Origin of the sequence: Kribbella sp. C-35, assembly GCF_046549195.1 — a bacterium.
GTDB lineage: Bacteria > Actinomycetota > Actinomycetes > Propionibacteriales > Kribbellaceae > Kribbella.
The window spans coordinates 107,943-128,435 of sequence record NZ_JAJPWG010000003.1 but is presented as its reverse complement, the minus strand read 5'-3'; the positions used below and the strand labels follow the sequence as shown (position 1 = coordinate 128,435).

Genomic DNA, 20,493 nt, shown 5'->3' with positions numbered 1-20,493 from the left:
GCCGACCCGGCAGTCACGTCGGAGATACTACCTCATGTGTCCCTGCCCGATCGGCTCGTCCAGGCCGGGGTCGAACTCCTCGAGGAGGACGGCCTCGCCGACCTCACCCTGCGCGCGATCGCTCGCCGTACGGGCGTCTCGCACGGCGCACCGCGGCGCTACTTCCCCACCCACGACGCGCTCCTGGCCGCGATCGCCGCCACCGGACTGCAGGACCTCGCGGCCCGGCTCAAGACGACCGACGGACCGCCCGAAGAACAATTGGTAGCGGCTGCCAACAACTACCTGCAGTTCGCCGCCGAACGCCCCGGCATGTTCGACCTGATCTTCCGCCACGACCTGCTGGCCGGAGCCGGCGGCAACCTCCGCGCGACCTCGCTGCCGCTGTTCCAGAACTTCGTCGACCTGGTCGCCCGGATCCACCCCGCCGACGCCGGCCTCCGCGCGACCGCCCTGTGGACGAACATCCACGGCCTCGCCACGCTCCGCGCCACCAACGCCCTCGAACTTCTCGGTACGACGGACCTCGAGCCGATCGTCCGGTACGTCGTCCACAGCCATCTGCACTGATTGTGCACAAGCCGTCGCGATCCGTCGTGCTTCCTGCGGTCTTCGGGAAATCATTTCGAGAACCCGCGAAAAATACTCAAGAATGCTGTAACGAGCGGCACACTCCGCCGATAAACGGGTGAGTGACCCAGAGGGGGGACCTAGTGGGAAGCTCCGGTGTTTCTTCGGGACCACCGCATGTGGAGGGGGCCTCGCAGGTGCTCACCCGGGGCGGGGTGAGCACCTGTTCGAGGATCTGCCCCCGGATCCGCTAGCCCTTGATTCCCACGTTCGCCATTCCTTCGACGAACCGCTTCTGGGCGAACACGAACAGCACGATCATCGGCAGCGTCGCGAGCGCCGTACCGGCCATCAGGTACGGCCACTGGATCTCTGCCGGGTTCTGGGAGAAGATCGCCAGCCCCAGTTGCAACGGCCGCATCGAGTCGGACGTGGTGATCATCAGCGGCCAGAGGAACCCGTTCCAGGCCGCCTCGATCTGGAACACCGCGATCGTGATCAGGGCCGGCTTGATCAGCGGCGTCATGATCCGCAGGAAGATGCCGAACTCGCCGAGCCCGTCCACCCGGGCCGCCTGCGCCAGCTCGTCCGGCAGCGAGACGTAGAACTGCCGGGCCAGGAAGGTGAACAGCGGCGCCGCGCCGAGCGGGATGATCAGGCCCCACCACGAGTTCAGCCAGCCGATCCCGCCCTGGCCGATGATGTTGTTGCCGCCGAACAGCGGAATCGACTTCACGATCAGGAACAGCGGCACCAGGATGATCTGGAACGGCACCAGCAGCAGCACGATGAAGTAGTTCAGCAGCGACTTCGCCCCACGCAGCGGCAGCTTGGCCAGTGCGTAGCCGGCCATCGTGCACACCACGAGGGTGAACGCGGTCTCGCCGACCGCGATGAACAGGCTGTTGCGGAAGTACCGCAGGAACGGCGCGGTCTGCATCGCCTCGCTGAAGTTGCGCCAGCGCAGTTCGCCGGGCAGCCAGCCGAACTTGGCGATCTCCAGGTTGCTCTTGAACGCAGTCAGCAGCATCCAGACGAACGGCGTGATCATCAGGATCGCGCCGACCGTCAGGACGACGTACAACAGGATCCGGCCCGGCCGGAGTGCCGACGGCTTGGCGGAACCGATCGCCGGCAACGTAGCGCTAGTCATTGGCATCCGCCTTCTGGAGCAGGCGCCCGACCCCGATGAACAGCGCGATCACGATCATCATGATCACGGTCTCGGCGGACGCGTAGCCGAGTTTCAGGTCCTGGAACGCGTTCTGATAGATGTCCATCACGAGGACGCGCGTCTCCGAACCGGGACCGCCCTGCGTCATCACGTAGACCAGGTCGAACACCTGGAATGTGCCCACGATCGACGTGATCAGGACGAAGAACTGCACCGGGCCGATCGCCGGCCAGGTCACGTTCGCGAACTTCTGCCAGCGGCTGGCGCCGTCGATCTCAGCCGACTCGAGCAGGTCGCGGGAGACGCCCTGCAGCGCGGCCAGGTAGATGATCACCTTGGTCCCGAGCCCCTGCCAGATGCCGACCACCATCAGCGACGGCAGCGCGGTCGCCGGATCGGCCAGCCAGCGATTCGGCGCGAACCCGAACAGGCTGAGGAACCCGTTCGCCAACCCGGAGCCCGGGTTGTAGATCCACAGCCAGATGGTCGCCACCGCGACCGTCGCGGTGACGGTCGGGATGTAGAACGCGGTCCGGAAGAAGCTCAGCCCGCGGATCTTCTGGTTCAGACCGATCGCGACCGCGAGCGAGATCGCCATCGAGATCGGGATCACCACGATCGCGTAGAGCACCGTGTGCCACAACGACGCCTGGAAGTCGACGTCGCGGAACAGGTCGGCGTAGTTGCCGAACCCGACCCAGGCCCAGGTGTCACCGAAGCTGTAGTTGGTCAGGCTCAGGACGAGGACCGCGACCACCGGGATCACGATGAAGACGCCGGAGTGCAGCAGCGCCGGCGCGAGCAGTGCCCAACCGGTCCGGACCTGGCTCTTCAGCAGGGTCCGGCTGTCCTTGGACGACGCCACCTTCCGGGGCGTGCTGAGTGCGGGACGTTCAAGAGTTGTGCTCATCGCGACTGTCCTGCCAGGTTGTGCAGCACCTTGGCGGGGTCCTTCTGTCCGAGGACCGCCTGGGTGAGCTGGATGTCGAAGTTGCCGCGCATCTCGAGCCAGTTGGACGGCACTTCGTTCTCGTTGACCGCGTAGACCAGGCCGTCGGCGACGAACTGGCTCAACGGGTTCGACTTGGCCTGCGGCGAGTTGCTCGCGTCCTTGTAGGCCGGGATCTTCTTGTTCAGCTTGGCGAGCACGTCCAGCGTGGTCGGCTTGGTCAGCGTCTGGATGAAGGCCCAGGCCGCGTCCTTGTGCCGGCTGCGCGACCCGATCGACGCCAGGTCGCCGCCGACGTACTCGATCTCCTTGCCGCTGTCGAAGCGGAAGAACTCCAGGTCGTCGCAGTTCTTCTGCCCGATCCCGTCGGCGGAGCAGTCGACGCCGCCGTTGACGATGCCCATCGCGGCCTCACCAGTGAGCACGAGTGGTTGCTGGGCGGCGTTCGTCTGGCCGTACGGCTGGACGTTGTTGATCATCGACTTGATCCACAGCAGCGTGTCCAGGCCGGCCTTGTTGTCGAAGTTCGGTTCGCCGCCGACGTAGAGCGGCGTACCGGTCGAGGCCAGGAAGGTGGTGAAGGACTGGCGGAAGCCGGTCGCCGACGCGAGGTCGAACCCGCTGCGGGTGATGTTGCCGTGCTTGTCCCGCTTGGTCAGCTTCTCGGCCGCGACCTTGAGCTCGGCGAGCGACTTCGGCGGCTTCGACGGGTCCAGGCCGGCTTCGCGGAAGGCGCTCTTGCGCAGCGCGACCGCCCGGGCGTCCGCGATCAGCGGGTACGCGTACAGCTTCTTGTCGTACGTCACCGCCGGGATCAGCGCCGGGGTGCTCTTCTCCTTGATGACGTCCGGTGTCACGCCGTACTTGCCGAGGTCCTCGAAGATGTTCTTCGAGGCGAACGGCTGGACCCAGCCGACGCCGGTGACCATCACGTCGTACGGGATCCCCGCGGCGATCGAGGTGGACATCTTCTCGTTCAGGTTCTTGTACGTCGCGAAGTCCGGCTCGACCTTCATCTTCGGATAGGTCTTGTGGAAGTCGTCGACGACCTTCTGGAACGCCTCCTTGCCCTTGGTACTGGGCGGGAACGACGGCAGCAGCACCCGCAAGGTCCCGGTCGCCTCGGCCGGCGGTACGCCGTCGGTGCTCTTGTCGATCACCCCGTTGCCACAACTGCTGACCAGCACGCTGAGCGCTGCGGCCAGCAGGGTCAGTCCCACTCCACGTCTCACAAGGGAACTCCTTCGCCGACTTGTTCAGCCGGGGCCCGCGGCCCCAAGTGCAGCGAAAGTATGGGAAAGGGCTTTCCTCGTCAATACCTCGGCGCTCGAATGATCACATTCGATCAGAACCGGAACACAGCGAGGTTCTGTTCCGTCGTCGCGGTCCCGCAGGAGGTACGGATGTTGAGCGTGGGAAGCAGGCTCAGGTGCTGCACGGGCGTCGCCGGCGACTGGATTTTGCGGAGCAACAGGTCGCAGGCGGTTTCGCCGAGAGCGCGCCGCGGCGGGCAGACCGCGGTGAGCGGGACGACGGCCAGCGCGGCGGTGACGTCGTTGTAGGCAATGACGGCCAGGTCCTCGGGTACGCGGAGGCCGCGCTCCATCGCGCGCTCGACCAGGCGGGCGCCGTGCTCGTCGGAGTGCACCAGTACGGCGCGACTGCCGAACGACTCGCACTCGGCGAGGAACGCGTCCAGCTGCGCGACCGCGCCGGGATCGTCGCCGCGCATCGGCAGGTCGACCGGCGAGAGGAACACGTCGACGCCGAGCGCCTTCGCGGCCGACTCGATCCCGCGGCGCAGCCAGTACGCCGTGACCGTGGCCTGCAGGTTGATCGCGATCCGGCGATGCCCGAGCGCCACGAAGTGCCGCAGCGCCAGCATCGCGCCGTACGCGTGATCGGTCCGGACGTGGTCGTACTCGCGGGCCACCTGCGGGAACCCGAACGCGCGCTCCATCAGCACGACCGGTACGTCGATGTCGTCCAGCCGCGAGTCGAACCGGTCCGCGTCGCCGTCGCCGAGCGCGGTGCTGATCAGCAGGCCGGCGACCCCGATCCCGAGCACCTTGTCGAGCCGCTCGCGCTCGGTCGCCACGTCGTACCCGGAGACGCCGAGGACCAGGCGCGCGCCGTACCGGTCGGCCATCGCCTCGGCGCCGCGGATCACGTCGGAGTAGTACGACGTCGCACTCGGTACGACGATGCCGATCGTCAGGCGGCTCCCGTGCGTCCCCTGGTCGGCGGTCCCGGTGCCGATCGCGCCGCCGTGCACCCGGCGGAGCAGGCCGGCTGAGTCCAGTTCGGCCAGGTCCCGGCGTACTGTGATCGCGGAGACGCCCAGCTCGGCGACCAAGTCGGCCACCCGCAGCCGGCCGTGCCGGCGCAGGCTACGCAGGATCAGCTCGTGGCGCTCCTGTGCAAGCATGCAGCCCCCTGGTCTCTCCGTGATTGTTCGTGATCATACGATCAGGACCCGCCCGTACGGAACGAGGAGACGATCGGTGGAGAAGGCCAACCGGACGAGCAGCGTGCTGTCGAGGCTCGCGGTCATCGGCGACCTGCTGATGCTGCAACTGGTCTTCGTGGTGATCAGCCTGGGCATCCTGACGCTGTTCCCGGCCGCGTTCGCGATGCAGCGGGTGGTGCCGGACGCGATCAGCCAGGAGAAGCCGAAGCTGATGCGGCGGTTCTTCAAGGAGTTCCGCTGGGCGATGAAGCAGTTCTGGCTGCCCGCGTTCGGCCTGTGGGTCGGCGGAGTGCTGCTGGCCTTCGGCCTCTCCTTCTGGGCGAACGCGCACGGTCCGGCGCGGATCTTCGCGCTCGCCGTCCTGATCCCACTCACCGGAATGATCCTGGGGCTGTACCTGAGCGGTCTGGCGATCCTGCCCGCGGCGCCCGAGACCGCCACGGTCAAGTCGCTGTTCCGGTCCGCCAACCTGTTCCTGCTGCGCCGACCGCTCCCGGTGGCCGGCGGGGTCGTCGTACTGCTCACCTGGTTCGCGCTGGCGTCAGTGGTGCCGACACTGCTTCTTGTGGGGTCCGGACTGGTCCCGGCACTCACGGCGTACGCGCTCTCCCGGCCGCCTCGCGAAAAAACTTCTGAAGACGTGTCAATCTGACCCCTCCTGGTTCGACGTAGAGGTGTAAGGCCACTACGACGAACTGCAAGGAGACCGGAATGTACGCGACGACCGACACCCTGGCGACTGCGCCGGCTGCGCAGGGCGGCCGCTCGCGCCGGCTGGCGCTCTACACCCTCTGCGCGGGCATGTTGATGATCGTGCTCGACGTGACCGTGGTGAACGTGGCCCTGCCGGCCATCCAGGACGACCTGGGCTTCACGAGCTCCTCCCTCGCATGGGTGGTGAACGCGTACCTGATCGCGTTCGGCGGCCTCCTGCTGCTGGCCGGCCGGCTCGGCGACCTCCTCGGCCGACGGAACGTCTTCGTCGCCGGTCTGGTCGTTTTCACTGCCGCCTCTGTGCTCTGCGGTCTGGCCGGGTCGCAGGAGGTGCTGGTCATCGCCCGGTTCATCCAGGGTGTTGGCGGCGCACTGACCTCCGCAGTGATCCTGGGCATGATCGTGACGCTGTTCCCCGAGCCGCGGGAGCAGGCCAAGGCGATCGGCATGTACGCGTTCGTCGCCTCCGCCGGCGGATCGATCGGCCTGCTGGCGGGCGGCGTACTGACGCAGGCGATCAGCTGGCACTGGATCTTCTTCGTGAACCTGCCCATCGGCGTGCTGACCGTCGTACTGGCCGTCAAGCTGATCGAGAAGGACAAGGGCTTGGGGATCGGCAAGGGCACCGACGTACCGGGTGCGGTGCTGATCACCTCAGCACTGATGGTCGGCGTGTTCACCATCGTCAAGCCGGCTGCTGAGCTCGGCTGGACCGCTCCGCGGACTCTGGTCCTGACTGCGGTGACGCTGGTGCTGCTGGCCGGCTTCATCGTCCGCGAGGCGACCGCCGCCAACCCGCTGGTGCCGCTGCGGATCTTCCGCTCCCGCACGCTGACCGGCGCGAACCTGGTCCAGGCACTGTCCGCCTCCGGGATGTTCGGCATCTTCTTCCTCGGCTCGCTGTACCTGCAGCGCGTGCTCGGGTACGACGCTCTGGAGATCGGACTGGCGTTCCTGCCGACCACCGCGATCATGGGGCTGCTGTCGGTGAGGTACTCCGAGAAGCTCGTGATGCGGTTCGGCCCGCGCCGCCCGCTGATCTTCGGACTGTCGCTGATCGTCGTCGGACTGGCCCTGTTCACGCAGGCTCCGGTCGGTGGCAACTACGTCGTCCACGTCCTGCCGGTCCTGGCGCTGCTGGGTCTGGGCGGCGGCATCTGCTTCCCGGCTCTGATGGGCCTGTCGATGTCGGACGTGAAGCCCGAGGACGCCGGTCTGGCTTCCGGCCTCATCGGCACCATGGGCGAGGTCGGCGCCGCCCTCGGCCTGGCCGTCCTGGCGACGCTGTCCGCGACCCGCACCGCCTCGGTCGCCGACACCAAGCCCGCCCTGGACGCTCTGACCGACGGCTACCACCTGTCCTTCGCCATCGCCGCCCTGATCGTCGCCACCGCAGTAGCCATCGCCGTCATCGTGATGCGCCCCGCCAAGCAGCCGGCCGCCGCCACCGCCGAGGACGAAGAACTCCTCTGCGAAGCCGCCTGACCCTCAGCCGAGCTCCCCGCGCCCACCCGGTCGCGGGGAGCTCGCTGCGCGTCGCCGACGTCCGAACTGAGCGGCGACCACGACCAACAGCCCCAGCCCGACAGCCACCGGAAGACTCGCTCGCCGAGACAGGAAGGTGGCCAGGAGCGCGAAGCCACCGCAGGTCAGCAAGGACTCGACGTACTGCTTGAACTGCCCCATGTGTTCCCTCCCAGCGCGATGATCGCACGGGTTGTCCACAGGTCGGGGTGGGACGGGTTTCGGGGTGGGGGGTGGGATGGGGAAGGATATGGGATCTGGCCGGGGCAGAATGCTCGGTGGTTGTCGGTCGTAAAGGGGAAGTGACAGTGGTGGTGCAGTCGATCGAGCAGCGGATCGCCGACGAGCTGGAGGTCGGTGAGAACCAGGTGCGGGCAGCGGTGGCGCTGCTGGACGAGGGGTCGACGGTCCCGTTCATCGCGCGGTACCGCAAAGAGGTCACTGGGATGCTGGACGATGCCCAGCTGCGCACCCTCGAGGAGCGCCTGCGGTACCTGCGGGAGCTCGAGGAGCGCCGGCAGACCGTACTCGACTCGATCGAGAGCCAGGGCAAGCTCGACGACGCGCTGAAGGCGTCCATCCTGGCGGCGGACACCAAGTCGCGGCTCGAGGACATCTACCTCCCGTTCAAGCCCAAGCGCCGTACCAAGGCGATGATCGCCCGCGAGAACGGCCTCGAGCCGCTCGCCGACGGGCTGATGGCCGACCCGGACGTCGAGCCGATCGCCGCCGCCGCGGTGTTCGTGAACGCCGAAGTACCCGACCCGCAGGCCGCGCTCGACGGCGCCCGGGCGATCCTCGTCGAGCGGTTCGCCGAGGACGCCGACCTGATCGGCTCGTTGCGGGAGCGACTGTGGGAGCAGGGGCGGCTGGCCTCCGCGGTCCGTGAAGGCAAGGAGACGGATGGGGCGAAGTTCTCGGACTACTTCGACTTCGACGAGCCGTTCACGAAGATGCCGTCGCACCGGATCCTCGCGCTGTTCCGCGGCGAGAAGGAAGACGTGCTGACGGTCACCATCGAGCCTTTGCCCGCGGGTGTGGAGGCGGACGGCCCGACGGAGTACGAGACCACCATCGCCCGCAAGGTCGGCGTGGAGAACCAGGGCCGCCCGGCCGACAAGTGGCTGGTGGAGACGGTCCGCTGGGCGTGGCGGACGAAGATCCTGGTGCACCTCGGCATCGACCTGCGGATGCGGTTGCGGCAGGTCGCCGAGGACGAGGCGATCCGGGTGTTCGCGGCCAACCTGCGCGACCTGCTGCTGGCGGCCCCGGCCGGCACCCGCGCCACGATGGGCCTCGACCCGGGCTTCCGCACCGGCGTGAAGGTCGCCGTAGTCGACGCGACCGGCAAGGTCGTCAACACCGGCGTGATCTATCCACATGTCCCGCAGAACCAGTGGGACAAGTCGATCGCCACCCTCGCCGCGCTGGCGGCGGCGCACGACGTGCAGCTGATTGCTATCGGCAACGGTACGGCGTCGCGCGAGACGGACAAGCTGGCGGCCGAGCTGATCGCCAAGCACCCGGAGCTCAAGCTCACCAAGGCCGTCGTGTCCGAGGCCGGCGCGTCCGTCTACTCCGCGTCGGCGTTCGCGTCCCAGGAGCTGCCCGGGATGGACGTCTCGCTGCGCGGCGCGGTCTCGATCGCGCGCCGGCTGCAGGACCCGCTGGCCGAGCTGGTGAAGATCGACCCGAAGTCGATCGGCGTCGGCCAGTACCAGCACGACCTCGCGGAGAACTCCCTGTCCCGCTCGCTCGACGCGGTCGTCGAGGACTGTGTGAACGCGGTCGGCGTCGACCTGAACACGGCGTCCGCGCCGCTGCTTACCCGCGTCTCCGGCATCACGCCCGGCCTCGCCGACAACATCGTCCAGCACCGCGACGTCAACGGCCCGTTCACGTCCCGTACGGCGCTGAAGGACGTGGCCCGCCTCGGGCCGAAGGCGTTCGAGCAGGCGGCCGGGTTCCTCCGGATCCCCGACGGCGACGACCCGCTCGACGCGTCCAGCGTGCACCCGGAGTCGTATCCCGTCGTACGGCGGATCCTCGACGCGACCGGCTCGGACCTGAAGGCGCTGATCGGGTCGGCGGAGCTGAAGCGGCTGAAGGCAGCGGACTTCGTCGACGACATGTTCGGTCTGCCGACGGTGACCGACATCCTGGCCGAGTTGGAGAAGCCGGGACGGGACCCGCGGCCGGCCTTCAAGACCGCGGTGTTCGCCGAGGGTGTGGACAAGATCGCGGACCTGAAGCCGGGGATGCGGCTGGAGGGCCAGGTCACGAACGTGGCCGCGTTCGGTGCGTTCATCGACATCGGTGTGCATCAGGACGGGCTGGCGCATGTGTCGGCGCTGTCGAAGAACTTCGTGAAGGACCCGCGCGAGGTGGTCAAGCCGGGCGACATCGTGATGGTGAAGGTGCTCGAGGTCGACATCCCGCGCCAGCGGATCTCCCTCACGCTGCGCCTCGACGACGAACTCGGCTCAGGCGGACGCCAGGCAGGCGGCCAAGGCGGACGCGGCCAGGCCGGCGGCCAGGGCCGTGGTCAAGGCGGCGGTCAAGGCGGCGGTCAAGGCGGCGGTCAAGGCGGTCAGGGTGGTCAGGGCGGCGGTCGAGGGCGTGGACCCGGCGGACCGGGCGGTCAGGGTCGCGGGCCGGGCGGGTCCGGCGGTCAGGGGCGCGGGTCTGGCGGCTCGGGTGGTCAGGGTGGCCAGGGTGGTCGTGGCGGCAACCGGGGATCAGGTGGTCGCGGCAACCAAACCGAGACCCCGATGGACGAGACCTCCCTCGCCGACGCCTTCCGCAAAGCCGGCTTCACCGTCCGCTGACCCCGAGGCCTGACCGAGGCCAGTCGGCAGGCGGCGCTGACGGTGGGGGCTGCGAGGATTGTGGCTATGGAACAGGTATTGAGTCGGCCGGAAGCGTCGGAGGCGGTCCAGGACTCTGGGTGGCGCTTCTTGCTGGGCAGTTTGCGAACATCGGTCCCGGTCGGGTCGTTGGCTCGGGCAATCAGCTTGGCAACGGACGCTGTCGCGGTATGCGGCGACGACGCCGACGGGCACCTTCGGGTCGATGCCCGCCCCGATCGCGTCGTCTTCACCCTGCAGTCGCTGGAGCACGCGGCGGTTACCACCCTCGACGTCGAACTCGCCCTTCGGATCTCTGCCACCGCCGACAAGTCCGGGTTGCTGGCGCAGCCCGAAATCGGAACGGGGGCACCGCGATCCGTCCAGATCCTCGAGATCGCGATCGATGCACTGGACATTGCCGGGATTCGGGCGTTCTGGAGGGCGGTGCTGGGCTATACCGGTGAGGCGGGTGCCGAGGGACCGGAGGACCCGCTCGTCGACCCGATCGGGCAGGGCCCGGCCATTTGGTTCCAGCAGATGGACCAGCCGCGCCCGCAGCGCAATCGCATCCACTTCGACATCTGCGTTCCGCACGACGAGGCACCACGACGCATCGAGGCCGCTCTGGCCGCTGGCGGCCGACTTGTGTCCGCGACGCGCGCCCCCGCTTTCTGGGTCCTTGCCGACCGGGAAGGAAACGAAGTCTGCGTGACCACCTGGCAGGGCCGAGACGGCTGAGCGTCGACTGGTCAGACGGGATTGGTGAACGAGATTGGCTTGCCGGTGGAGCGGGCGTAGGCGATCTCCCTGCTCGTGGACTCGCCGATATACCCGCCGGGGTTGACGACTAGAACGCGGTCAGCCAGGTCGATCTTGCGCAGGTGGAGGGCGCCCAACGCGGTCTTCTGCTCGCTGGTGATGAACTCGTTTGCTTCGTGATCCTCGGCGCGCAGGAAGACGCCTGGCGCGACGACGATGGCGCCTGCAAAGGTCAAGTCGCGGTTCGCCGCGTGCATCTCGTCCACGAACCGGGCAGAGCCGCAGATGCACACAATCTCAGGTCGGTCAGGCACAGCTCAGTCCTTCGGATCGAACGGGTAACCGCCAGTGCGCGCGTTGACGTCACGGACAGGAACACGAGCCAAGAGTTTACGCAGCGAGATGGACACGGCCGCACTGTCGCAGGCGGGAGGCGTGGTCGACGCTGTGAGACGGGGGCTCGACGCCGAAATCGGGGGTGCGCCCGGCTCACCAACTCCCTTTAGCAACACGGCCTAGCCGCAAACCACACCTCCGGATCTGGTCCTCCGGATCTGCGCGGCGCCTCATCCAGGTCTGCCCTGTCGGTCGTTCGGGGTCTGCGCGGCGGCTCAGCTGGAGCGCGGCGGTTCACGGCGCGGTTCACGGGTCGACTGATGGGTCGGCTCGGTGGGTGCCGCTGGGGTCTACGTGGAAGGTGAAGCCGTGGGGTGTCGTCCATTCGAGGGTCTTGTAGTCGATGCGGTGGACGCTCCAGCCTCGGGCGTGGGTCTTGACCCGGTGCCCGAATCTGCCCAGTGGCGCGAGGTTCGTGGTGCTGGTTTGGCCGGCCGGTCCGTGGGGGTTGTAGGGCTGGATGTGGTCGAGGTCGATGGTGTTGGTGGTTTCGCGGGTGCCGTAGGGGAAGAGTTCGACGGGGTGGGTGAGTCTGACGCGGTCGCGGATGCGGGTGGGGATTTCGTAGGCGTCGACGCTGATGGCGTCGTTGAGGTCGATGACGGGCTTGACGACGTACGGGCCGTAGCCGATGAGTTCGGTGAGTTGGGTGGCGAGGAGTGGGCCGATGGTTTCGGCGCGCAGTACGCCGGTGCCGGTGGCGAGGGTGTGGTCGGTGAGGTGTACGACGACCTCGGTCTTGCCCGGACGTACCTGTCCTGCACGCGCCGGTCGTGGACGTACCTGTCCCTTCGTCCCGTCGTCCGGTCGTGCTGGAGTCCTCGGGCGCGCGAGCTCGCCTGAGCCGCCCGGATCACTTGGGTTGCCGGGATCACTTGGGCTGCCTGGGTTGTGCTGACTGTTCTGGGTGTTGGGGTTGGTGGGGTGGGTGTAGTAGCTCGGGTTGGTGTAGGCGTCTTGTTTGATTTGCGCGAGTCGGGCCTGGAGTGCTCGCAGCGCGGCAGGATCCATTGCCGAGCCTTGGTCGGGTTCGGTTCGTGGGTCCGCGGTATCGGGTGGTGTTCGGCGGTCGAACGGGTCGGTTGGTGGGTCGGGGTCGTAGGGCGCGGCGGCTTCCAGCCACGGATCACTCGGCGGACCCAGCGGCTCCACAAGATCGTGCGAACCCGGCAGTTCCAGCGACCCCGGCACCGCGTGGTCGGGCACGGCGCCGGTCGGCAGTACAGCAGTCGGCGCTGCTGGAGTGGGGAGGTTGGGATCGGCAGGGCTGGCAGGCGGGTTGCCTTCGGCCTGCGCTCGGTTCGCGGTGTGGTTGGTGGCGTCGTCGTGGACTTGGAGGCCGGCTGCAGGGGTGGCGGGTGGGTTGCCATTGGCCTGCGCGTCCTCCGTGGCGTCGTGGACTTGGGGGTGGGTCTGGCGGGCTTGGTTGAGGAGTTCTTGGGTGAAGCGGGGGTCGGCGAGGATGTCGATGGCTTCGGCGCGGCGGTGCTGGACTGGGCGGGTGTCGCCGAGGGATTTGAGGGCTTCGGCGATGTCGGTGATCGTCGCGTTGCAGCGGTTGACGGCTGCGGCCGCGGCTTTGATGTAGATCGTCTTGTTGCCGTGCCCGTCGCCGCGGCCGACATGCACACCGCGGTCGTCGGCGGCTTCGGCGGCCTCTTGGGTGGCGCGGGCGGGGTCGGCGTGCTTGCGGGCGGCGCTGGCGATCTTTTCCAGCCGGTGCGGGGAGATGGTGTCGATGATCGCCGCGACGCGCTGGTCGACGTACTCCGCGGCAGCGTGGTCGAGCTTCGTGCAGGCCCGGACGATCTGGCGGGCCTTCCACGGGGTGGCCTCGCCGGCCCGGATGCGGGTCCAGGTGCGGGGGAAGCGGTGGCGCAGGGCGAGGGCGTCGGCGAGCAGGTCGCGGCCGACGCCGGGTGAGACGCCGATCACGACGGCGAATTCGGCGATCGCGAACTCGGCGATCTCCGGGCAGCCTTCGCCGCCCAGGATGACGGCGCGTTCGCGGCCGTCGTGGCCGCGGCGGGTCGGGCGGGTTTCGCAGACGGAGGGGTGGAAGCGGTCGGCGTAGATCTGGGCGCATTCCAGTAGCCGCGCGTCGGCCCGGCTGGCCACTGTGCGAGACTCCGCGGCCTGCTCTAGCAGGTCGCGGGTGGGGAGCGACTCCAGATCTTCCTCGAACATACGTTCGATTCTATGCCGATCGAAGATCGGGGTCCAGTCCGTTTTCCCTTATCCACAAGGGGAAACGTCACATGCTCTGCGTGCCAGGAAACGGGTATACAGCTAGACCGGGGCACTGATCTCGAAGACGTGGTCGCCGTGTGCGGCTAGGGCTGTGGCGTGGTCGGGGCAGTGGGTGTTGGCCCATCGGCGGAGGCTGTCGAGGAGGCCGAGGAGATCGGTCTGTAGCGAGCGGCGCAGTTCAGGCAGCTGGCTGTAAAGAACCCGCACCGGCGGCCCTTCGCGCACCGGGTCCGCGCGCCAATCCTCGCCACCGCTAGGCCAGATCGTCAGGCCGTCAGTGTCGCGTTCCAGCCATGGACCGTCGTGGCCGACATCCGGCCAACCGCCGTTCTCGACCCCGACCCAACTGCGCCAGTCCTCCAGCAGTAGGCAGCATCCCGGATCCACCCGCGCTCCAGAATCCGTCAACCGCACCCCACCGAACACACTCCTGTCGCCGGCCAACAGACGCGCAACAGACTCCCGCGGCGGCGAGGCCTCCCCGACCCAGAGCTCGACGAGCCGACTCACCTGCTCATCGGACAGCCCACCGGAGAGCCGAAGCCAGCCCGAACCGTCCTCGGCAACAATCTCCGCCCGCAACGCCATGATCAGCGCAGGTCGGCCAGATGCCCACCGGGGTCGCCGAGATGCACGGCCGTTGCCCTAGGCCCGTATCCGAGCCGCCGATACACCCGGTCCGCACCGTCGTCCCCCGGCGTCAGCCAAGCGAGCGTGACCCCGCCCAGCTCGAACGCCTTCAACGTCGCGTACGCCGTCGCGATGCCACCGAACCCGCGCCGTCGATGACTGTGAACCGTCCCCACCCCAGCAACCTCAGTCACCTCGTCAGCCACCGCCGTCCACGCAGCAGTCGCAACCGGTACGTCGTCGGCGTACACGAGAACTGCTCCGCCCTCCAAAGGATCCGGCTTGAACGCGGAGCCGGCGGTGTCCATCTCGTACGCCTCCGCCGCCACCGTGTTCGCCACCGCCTGATCCTCGTCCGACGCCACGACGCGCACGGTCACGCCGTCCGGGAGTTCGGGAACGACCAACTCGGCCGGTTCGACGACGAGTAACGGCAGGCGGGACACGAGCGTCATCCCGTTCGCTGCGAGTGCCTCGGCCAGACCGGGGTTCGCCTCCTCGACCAGTTCCGCACTCAGCCAGCGTCCTTCGGCCGCGAAGGCTTGGCGGATCGTGTCGAGCGCCCAAGGGAGGTCGTCCGGCGAGAACGGCTGGCCGGGCTCGGCCGCGAGCAGGCCGGACAGGTACCAGTCGTCCTTGTCGTGCAGCAGACCGGCGAGAGGCCCGGCGATCACCTGTCGTTTCGATCGCGCAGCTCCGGTCAGTTGAGCCGCGGCGATCCGCGCACCGATCTCCATGACCGCGACCCTACGGCGCTTCGATCACCAGGCGCGACCGGGTCAGGCCAACAGGAGCAGGTCGAGAAGGCGGCTCAGGTCAGCGGGGCCTGGCGGACGACCCAGCAGTACGGCGAGCGCGTCGAGAGTCGCGATCAACTCGCGTCGGGTAGCAGCTCGGGACCTTCCACCGGCCACAGCGGCAAGCACCTTGTCGACCCGGTCGGAGCCCGCCACCAGTTCGGCGCCGACCGACGGCGACGGCACCGGAGCCTCGTCGCCGATGCGTACGTCGAGCCGCGCCCCGAGCGCCGTAGCGAGCCGGTCGAGCGCGGCGAGCGTGGGGTTGCCGCGCCCGTTCTCCAGGTTCGCGATGTACGGCACGGACAGACCGGCGTCGACGGCGACCGACGCGATCGTCCGCCCGGCCGCCTTCCGCCGGTAGCGCAGGACGTCACCAAGCTCCATGCGACCTATCTTCACAGAACACTCTTGCCGTTGTCTATCTCGACAAGATAGATTCCGGCGCCGTGAGCGATTTCCGGCGACTCTGGTTTAGCGGCGCGATCTCAGGGATCGGGTCGTGGCTCCTGGTGGTGGCGATTCCGTTCCACGTGTTCGCGTTGACCGGGTCCGCGGTGGCGACCGGGCTGGCCTTGGCGCTGGAGGCTCTACCGCCGCTCCTCATCGGACCGTGGGCCGGCGTACTGCTCGACCGGTGGAACCTGGCGCGGGCGATGTGGATCGCCGATCTCGTCAGCGCGGCGGCCGTCGGGCTGATCCTGTTCGCCGACCGGGACCATCTCTGGCCGATCTACCTCGCGATCCTGCTCGAGAACACCGCGACGACGGTATTCCGTCCGGCCGCCCGCGCATTGCTGCCGGCCGTCGTCGGAACGGGCAAAGAGCTGGCCACCGCGAACGCGATCAACGCCGTCACCAGCAGCGCGATCCGCCTGGCCGCACCGCCGCTCGGCGCAGTGCTGCTGGCCGGCCCCGGGATCAAGTTCGTGCTCGCCGTCGACATCACCAGTTACTTGTTGTCAGCAGCAACCATCGCGACGGTCCGCACCCGGCGGCACCCGACCACCAGCCCACCACCGCGCCCACTGGAAGGTTTCCGCGCCGCCGTAAACCATCGCGCCCTGCGCGGCATCCTGATCGGCCAGACGATCTTCCTCACCGCCAACGCCGGCCTGACCGCGCTCCTCGTACCGTTCACCGTCAACCGCCTGCAAGCGCCCGGGTACGTCGTGGGCTACCTGATCTCCGGCCTCGGCGCCGGGTACCTGATCGGCGCCGCCCTGAGCACGAGAGCCGCGCGCCTCCTAGGAGTCCGCGAGCTCCTCGCCCTGACCCAACTCGCCACGGCCGCAGCGTACTTCGGGCTCTTCAACGCCCCGAACATCCCGATCGCGATCGTTGGCGCGGCCCTCATCGGCCTGCCCGGCAGCATCCTCCTCATCACCGCCCAGACCACGATCCAGCGCACTGCCCCACGGGAAGTTCTCGCGAGCGTGAGTGCGATCTTCTTCGCCGGAGACTCACTCGCACTGCTGATCGGTGCGCTGGCGGCACCAGCAGCGACGACGGCGCTCGGCCTGCCGCTCACTCTCAACACCATCGCAGGTCTCGCGGTCTGCGCCGCGGGCCTCACGCTGCTCGTCGTGCCAAGTCACCCAGCAAGCTTCACAAGGAGCTGAGCGTGTCGTACCTCGCCCGCGCTGTAGCAATCTCCGCTTGATGAGTCTCAGTCCACGTGACGAGCGACTGGATCGTCGCGTGCAGCGTGACGCCGAGCGGGGTGAGCTCATAGTCGACGCGCGGCGGCACTACCGGGTGAACGGTCCGGCTGACCAGGCCGTCACGTTCCAGCTGGCGCAGCGTCACCGTGAGCATCCGCTGGCTGATGCCGTCGATCGTCTTCTTCAGCTCGGTGAACCGCATGCACCGGGTGTCCAGCAGCGCGATCACCAGCAGGGACCATTTGTCGCCGATCCGGTCCAGGATCTGGCGGACGTCACAGTCCTCCCGCGTGTCCCACTGGAACGCCTCCTCGGTGCAGCAGGAGTGACTCGGTTCCTTTGAAGTGCCTTCTTCCACAACTCCTGATGGTTCCTGATGATGGGGTCAGTTACAAGAGGTAACCATGAGAAGGAGCATCACGTGTCATCAACCGTCACCCCGGAGCGGCTGACCGGCCGCGCCTGGGCCGTTCTGTTCGTCCTCTGCGGCGCGATCTTCCTGGAAGGTATCGACGTCTCGATGATGGGCGTCGCACTGCCGTCCATTCGGGCCGAACTCGGCCTGACCACCGGCGAACTGCAATGGATCGTCAGCGCCTACGCCCTCAGCTACGGCGGATTCGTGCTGCTCGGCGGCCGCGCCGCCGACCTCCTCGGCCGGCGCCGGATGTTCGTCGCCTGGCTGGTGGTGTTCCTGCTGTTCAGCGGCCTCGGCGGGTTCGCCACCGAGGGCTGGATCCTGATCCTGGCCCGCTTCGTCACCGGGATCGCGGCCGCGTTCATGACCCCGGCCGGCTTGTCGATCATCACGACGACCTACCCGGAGGGACCGCAACGCAACAAGGCTTTGCTCGTGTACGCCGGAACCGCGGCCGGCGGATTCTCGTTGGGCATGGTCACGGGCGGACTGCTCACCGCGATCGACTGGCGATGGGTGTTCTTCGCGCCGGTGATCGTCTCGGCCGTCATCCTCGCCGGCGCCGTCATGCTGATCCCGCGTGACACCGTGCGGGCCAAACAAGAAGCGGGGTTCGACCTGGCCGGGGCCTTTACGCTGACCGGTTCGATGTTGTTGCTGGTGGCAACCGTAGTGCGGGCGCCCGACGTGCCGACGGCACAGACCTTGGCAACTGCTGCTGCCGGACTGGTGTTGCTCGGGGCCTTCGTGATGATCGAGCAGCGGGTCGCGACGCCGTTGATCAGGCTCGGACTGTTGCGGAACGCCGCCCTGATCCGTGCGAATCTCGGCGCGATCCTGCTGGTCGGATCGTTCGTCGGATTCCAGTTCATCGCGGTGCTTTACCTGCAGGAATTGCGTGGCTGGTCCGAGCTGGAAACCGGGCTAGCCCTGATGGTGATCGGCATCGACGCCGTGCTCGCCCCGACCCTCACGCCCTGGCTGGTGACCCGGTTCGGCAACGGCCGCGTGGTGCTCGGCGGATTCGTGCTCGCCGCCTTCGCCTACACGGCATTCCTGCCGCTGGGAGCGAACTTCGCGGCCATGCTTCCGGCGTTCGTGCTGCTCGGGCTCGCCTTTGCACTCGCCTACGGCCCGTTGACGATCGCTGCGACCGAGCGAGTCGCGGAGGACGAGCAGGGGCTCGCGAGCGGCGTACTGACGACGTCGTTCCAGTTCGGATCCGCGCTCGGGCTGGCGGCAGTGGCGGCGGTTCTGGCGGCGGGCGACGAGCTGACCGCCGGCGGTTTCCGCGCCGCGCTGGCGGTGCCCCTGGCGGCCGCTGTGCTCGGAGTTGTGGCGGCTTGCATTCCGGTGCGTGAGCGCTCTGGTGCAAACAGTTAGCAGGACATCCAATTTCTCTGCCGGTCGCACAATTCGCGACGCCGAATCGTTATCTGCAAATAGCTGCAAACATTCTTGACAGGGTTTCCGTTCCGCCTGACGATCCGGCGGAGAGGGCGTTGACCTGCGCGTTCGTAGGGTTTCCCTACTCTGCGTTAGGCCTCTGTAAAGGTCCCTTCCAAAGTGTTCCGAAGGTACCCACCGGTGAGGTGTTCTTTATCTCAACGCCGGACAAAGCCGTCCGGGGTAGCACCGAGACTGCCGAAGGAACTGCGATGACCGAGACGCTGGAGACCCCCACAACGCACCGTCGCGTGCGGGTCTGGTTCGGCGCTCACCCGATCGCGGATCACACCGCCATGGCGGAGCAGGCAGTGCAGTACGAGGAAGCTATGCGCCGCCGGTTCGCGTCCCTCCGGGTGACGAGCGAGCCGGTGCTGGTGGACGCAGAGCGATGACTACCCGGCCGACGCTGCTCGGGTACGTACGGGCCGACGCGCTGAGTTGCGCGGAGGAGCTGGCCGCGGCGACGGATTCACTCGTCGCCTTCGCCAGCGCCGAGGGGTTCACCCTCGGAACCGTCTACACCGAGCGCGATTCGGCCGAGTCCGCGGCATTCCACGCACTGCTCGACGAGGTGAAGCGGTCCGACGTCCACGCGGTCGTCGTACCGACCATGAACCACCTCGGATTCGGTAGCCCCGGCGGCACTCCGGCGGCGCTGCGGCAGCACCTCGAGTTCCACCAGGCGCACGTCTGGGCGGCCGACTCGAGATAACTCCACACAGGCAAGCGGAGCTGACGTCTTGACCCCTGCATCGGCGTCGGTTCCGCTCTCCACCTCCACAGCTGCACCGGGGATGCCCGGGCGGTAGTGGACCACCAAGGCCCCACCGGCTGCTACCGGTGGGGCCTTGTCCATGCTCAGGCCACGATCGTGTAGCCGTAGCGCTTCATCGCGGTGGCCACGGAGGTGTTGAAGATCCCGGTCACCTCGAGCTTGAAGTGCAGCTGCACCTTCCGGATCACCCGCTGGAAATGCAGGTGCCACGGTACGCCGGCCGGCGGCACCGTCTCGGCCTTCGTGATCGCACCGACCCGCGGGTGCGCCGCCCAGGCGATCACCCGGGCCCGGTCCGCGCCCCACACGCCGGTCATCGCGTCGTGTGTCCGCGCGTACGCCATCGCGGCCAGCGAGATCGTCGAGTCGGGCACCGGCTCCTTCGGCGGGTGTGCCTTCAGGTACAGCTCCCAGGTCATCCCGTAGTACCCGGGCGGACCGTCGTCCGGGCCGCGGTTGGCCAGCCCGTTCCGCTTCCGGTGATACTCGGCCACCTGATGCGCGGCGCCGCGGGACAGGTCCTTGTCGCCGACCGCGATCGCGTGCACGTGGTAGGGCCAGTTGCCCTGTGCGGGCGTCCGCAGCCAGGCGGCGAACCCGACCTGCCGGAGCGCCTTCACCACCGCGACCCGCTGCGCGGCGCTCTTCGTCCGTACGTCGACGTCGACCGCGCCGCCGCCGTCGTGGGTACCGGCCGACGCTTCCACGCCGCCGGCGTTGTACGACCCCTGCAGGATCGCGAACTTCGAGTGGTACAGCTGCTCCGCGGCCTCGGCCATCGCCACGGTGCGCTTGTTCATCGTGAAGCCGCGCCAGGAAATCCTTGCCTCAGGCATCTTTTCCACCGGCCTCGGCCCCGAGGATCCGCTCCGCGTCCTCAGCCGCGCCGAGCGCTTCCAGTTCGTCCAACTGCTCTTCGGTCAACTCGTCGTCGAACACTTCCGGCATTGCCGTTCCTTCCCCCTTGGCGTCCGCGCACCGACCCCGGGTGCGCGAAAATCGCGAACCAGCCTAGGCCGCTGCCAGGTCAGGTACTACCGGCGAAGGTTTGAGGAATGTGAAGTTTTCCGTCCGGACCGCGTGCCGGGGTGTGTGCGAAACCGCG

General features: G+C 67.9%; 21 protein-coding genes. 9 read left to right on the top strand and 12 right to left on the bottom strand.

The features are described 5' to 3' along the window. Positions 1–36 precede the first annotated feature (36 nt). On the top strand, positions 37–570 hold the full coding sequence (locus ACLJOO_RS20610; RefSeq protein ID WP_410788833.1) for a TetR/AcrR family transcriptional regulator: 534 nt from the start codon (positions 37–39) through the stop codon (positions 568–570). 250 nt (positions 571–820) lie between these two features. Here the strand turns inward: ACLJOO_RS20610 and ACLJOO_RS20605 are convergent, their stop codons facing one another. From ACLJOO_RS20605 to ACLJOO_RS20590, 4 genes are all read right to left on the bottom strand, one after another. After that, entirely contained in the window at positions 821–1,723 is a 903-nt protein-coding gene (locus ACLJOO_RS20605) for a carbohydrate ABC transporter permease (protein ID WP_410788832.1), read from the bottom strand. Further along, a complete protein-coding gene (locus ACLJOO_RS20600; protein WP_410788831.1) occupies positions 1,716–2,654 on the bottom strand; it encodes a carbohydrate ABC transporter permease in 939 nt (312 codons plus the stop codon). The genes ACLJOO_RS20605 and ACLJOO_RS20600 overlap by 8 nt, the downstream gene beginning before the upstream one ends. Next, positions 2,651–3,925 carry an extracellular solute-binding protein gene (locus ACLJOO_RS20595; protein ID WP_410788830.1) on the bottom strand — a complete coding sequence of 425 codons (1,275 nt, stop codon included), beginning with the start codon at positions 3,923–3,925 and terminating at the stop codon, positions 2,651–2,653. The genes ACLJOO_RS20600 and ACLJOO_RS20595 overlap by 4 nt, the downstream gene beginning before the upstream one ends. Positions 3,926–4,038: 113 nt before the next feature. Then, the gene (locus ACLJOO_RS20590; protein WP_410788829.1) at positions 4,039–5,121 is read right to left on the bottom strand and encodes a substrate-binding domain-containing protein; all 1,083 of its coding nucleotides are present in this window, start codon (positions 5,119–5,121) and stop codon (positions 4,039–4,041) included. Between the two features lie 76 nt (positions 5,122–5,197). Between ACLJOO_RS20590 and ACLJOO_RS20585 the strand changes: the two genes are divergently transcribed. Then, the gene (locus ACLJOO_RS20585; RefSeq protein ID WP_410788828.1) at positions 5,198–5,815 is read left to right on the top strand and encodes a DUF624 domain-containing protein; all 618 of its coding nucleotides are present in this window, start codon (positions 5,198–5,200) and stop codon (positions 5,813–5,815) included. A gap of 59 nt (positions 5,816–5,874) precedes the next feature. Continuing rightward, positions 5,875–7,362 carry a DHA2 family efflux MFS transporter permease subunit gene (locus ACLJOO_RS20580; protein WP_410788827.1) on the top strand — a complete coding sequence of 496 codons (1,488 nt, stop codon included), beginning with the start codon at positions 5,875–5,877 and terminating at the stop codon, positions 7,360–7,362. Positions 7,363–7,365: 3 nt separating this feature from the next. Here the strand turns inward: ACLJOO_RS20580 and ACLJOO_RS20575 are convergent, their stop codons facing one another. Then, positions 7,366–7,563, bottom strand: coding sequence for a hypothetical protein (locus ACLJOO_RS20575; RefSeq protein WP_410788826.1), 198 nt, complete (start codon positions 7,561–7,563; stop codon positions 7,366–7,368). A 140-nt stretch (positions 7,564–7,703) separates the two neighbouring features. Between ACLJOO_RS20575 and ACLJOO_RS20570 the strand changes: the two genes are divergently transcribed. Together ACLJOO_RS20570 and ACLJOO_RS20565 are read left to right on the top strand one after the other, a co-directional pair. Next, entirely contained in the window at positions 7,704–10,229 is a 2,526-nt protein-coding gene (locus ACLJOO_RS20570; protein WP_410788825.1) for a Tex family protein, read from the top strand. 186 nt (positions 10,230–10,415) lie between these two features. Continuing rightward, on the top strand, positions 10,416–10,988 hold the full coding sequence (locus tag ACLJOO_RS20565; protein ID WP_410788824.1) for a VOC family protein: 573 nt from the start codon (positions 10,416–10,418) through the stop codon (positions 10,986–10,988). Positions 10,989–10,999: 11 nt separating this feature from the next. Here the strand turns inward: ACLJOO_RS20565 and ACLJOO_RS20560 are convergent, their stop codons facing one another. The 5 genes from ACLJOO_RS20560 to ACLJOO_RS20540 form a co-directional block, all read right to left on the bottom strand. Next, the gene (locus ACLJOO_RS20560) at positions 11,000–11,266 is read right to left on the bottom strand and encodes a hypothetical protein (protein ID WP_410789940.1); all 267 of its coding nucleotides are present in this window, start codon (positions 11,264–11,266) and stop codon (positions 11,000–11,002) included. A gap of 385 nt (positions 11,267–11,651) precedes the next feature. Then, entirely contained in the window at positions 11,652–13,592 is a 1,941-nt protein-coding gene (locus tag ACLJOO_RS20555) for a DUF222 domain-containing protein (RefSeq protein ID WP_410788823.1), read from the bottom strand. 102 nt (positions 13,593–13,694) lie between these two features. Continuing rightward, positions 13,695–14,243 (bottom strand): hypothetical protein, encoded by a 549-nt coding sequence (locus tag ACLJOO_RS20550; protein WP_410788822.1) that lies wholly within the window; start codon positions 14,241–14,243, stop codon positions 13,695–13,697. A gap of 2 nt (positions 14,244–14,245) precedes the next feature. Continuing rightward, positions 14,246–15,022: a GNAT family N-acetyltransferase gene (locus tag ACLJOO_RS20545; protein WP_410788821.1), complete on the bottom strand. Its 777-nt coding sequence runs from the start codon at positions 15,020–15,022 to the stop codon at positions 14,246–14,248. Positions 15,023–15,064: 42 nt separating this feature from the next. Further along, complete coding sequence (locus tag ACLJOO_RS20540) at positions 15,065–15,469, bottom strand: helix-turn-helix domain-containing protein (protein ID WP_410788820.1); 405 nt, start codon at positions 15,467–15,469, stop codon at positions 15,065–15,067. 62 nt (positions 15,470–15,531) lie between these two features. On the opposite strand from ACLJOO_RS20540, the gene ACLJOO_RS20535 reads away from it, so the two are divergent. Then, entirely contained in the window at positions 15,532–16,704 is a 1,173-nt protein-coding gene (locus tag ACLJOO_RS20535) for an MFS transporter (protein ID WP_410788819.1), read from the top strand. Here ACLJOO_RS20535 and ACLJOO_RS20530 read toward each other — a convergent pair. After that, positions 16,691–17,104, bottom strand: coding sequence for a winged helix-turn-helix transcriptional regulator (locus ACLJOO_RS20530; protein ID WP_410788818.1), 414 nt, complete (start codon positions 17,102–17,104; stop codon positions 16,691–16,693). The genes ACLJOO_RS20535 and ACLJOO_RS20530 overlap by 14 nt on opposite strands. A 63-nt stretch (positions 17,105–17,167) precedes the next feature. Between ACLJOO_RS20530 and ACLJOO_RS20525 the strand changes: the two genes are divergently transcribed. From ACLJOO_RS20525 to ACLJOO_RS20515, 3 genes are all read left to right on the top strand, one after another. Then, entirely contained in the window at positions 17,168–18,547 is a 1,380-nt protein-coding gene (locus ACLJOO_RS20525; protein WP_410788817.1) for an MFS transporter, read from the top strand. Positions 18,548–18,822: 275 nt separating this feature from the next. Continuing rightward, the gene (locus tag ACLJOO_RS20520) at positions 18,823–19,005 is read left to right on the top strand and encodes a hypothetical protein (protein WP_130386859.1); all 183 of its coding nucleotides are present in this window, start codon (positions 18,823–18,825) and stop codon (positions 19,003–19,005) included. Beyond that, on the top strand, positions 19,002–19,325 hold the full coding sequence (locus ACLJOO_RS20515) for a hypothetical protein (RefSeq protein WP_410788815.1): 324 nt from the start codon (positions 19,002–19,004) through the stop codon (positions 19,323–19,325). The genes ACLJOO_RS20520 and ACLJOO_RS20515 overlap by 4 nt, the downstream gene beginning before the upstream one ends. Positions 19,326–19,471: 146 nt before the next feature. Here the strand turns inward: ACLJOO_RS20515 and ACLJOO_RS20510 are convergent, their stop codons facing one another. Next, complete coding sequence (locus ACLJOO_RS20510; protein ID WP_410788814.1) at positions 19,472–20,224, bottom strand: hypothetical protein; 753 nt, start codon at positions 20,222–20,224, stop codon at positions 19,472–19,474. Between the last annotated feature and the right edge of the window lie 269 nt (positions 20,225–20,493).

Excerpts from the sequence above, each read along its gene's own strand:
- ACLJOO_RS20605 (WP_410788832.1), bottom strand. The coding sequence starts at position 1,723 with ATGACTAGCGCTACGTTGCCGGCGATCGGTTCCGCCAAGCCGTCGGCA.
- ACLJOO_RS20600 (WP_410788831.1), bottom strand. The coding sequence starts at position 2,654 with ATGAGCACAACTCTTGAACGTCCCGCACTCAGCACGCCCCGGAAGGTG.
- ACLJOO_RS20590 (WP_410788829.1), bottom strand. The coding sequence starts at position 5,121 with ATGCTTGCACAGGAGCGCCACGAGCTGATCCTGCGTAGCCTGCGCCGG.
- ACLJOO_RS20580 (WP_410788827.1), top strand. The coding sequence starts at position 5,875 with ATGTACGCGACGACCGACACCCTGGCGACTGCGCCGGCTGCGCAGGGC.
- ACLJOO_RS20575 (WP_410788826.1), bottom strand. The coding sequence starts at position 7,563 with ATGGGGCAGTTCAAGCAGTACGTCGAGTCCTTGCTGACCTGCGGTGGC.
- ACLJOO_RS20560 (WP_410789940.1), bottom strand. The coding sequence starts at position 11,266 with ATGCACGCGGCGAACCGCGACTTGACCTTTGCAGGCGCCATCGTCGTC.
- ACLJOO_RS20555 (WP_410788823.1), bottom strand. The coding sequence starts at position 13,592 with ATGTTCGAGGAAGATCTGGAGTCGCTCCCCACCCGCGACCTGCTAGAG.
- ACLJOO_RS20550 (WP_410788822.1), bottom strand. The coding sequence starts at position 14,243 with ATGGCGTTGCGGGCGGAGATTGTTGCCGAGGACGGTTCGGGCTGGCTT.
- ACLJOO_RS20545 (WP_410788821.1), bottom strand. The coding sequence starts at position 15,022 with ATGGAGATCGGTGCGCGGATCGCCGCGGCTCAACTGACCGGAGCTGCG.
- ACLJOO_RS20540 (WP_410788820.1), bottom strand. The coding sequence starts at position 15,469 with ATGGAGCTTGGTGACGTCCTGCGCTACCGGCGGAAGGCGGCCGGGCGG.
- ACLJOO_RS20520 (WP_130386859.1), top strand. The coding sequence starts at position 18,823 with ATGACCGAGACGCTGGAGACCCCCACAACGCACCGTCGCGTGCGGGTC.
- ACLJOO_RS20515 (WP_410788815.1), top strand. The coding sequence starts at position 19,002 with ATGACTACCCGGCCGACGCTGCTCGGGTACGTACGGGCCGACGCGCTG.
- ACLJOO_RS20510 (WP_410788814.1), bottom strand. The coding sequence starts at position 20,224 with ATGCCTGAGGCAAGGATTTCCTGGCGCGGCTTCACGATGAACAAGCGC.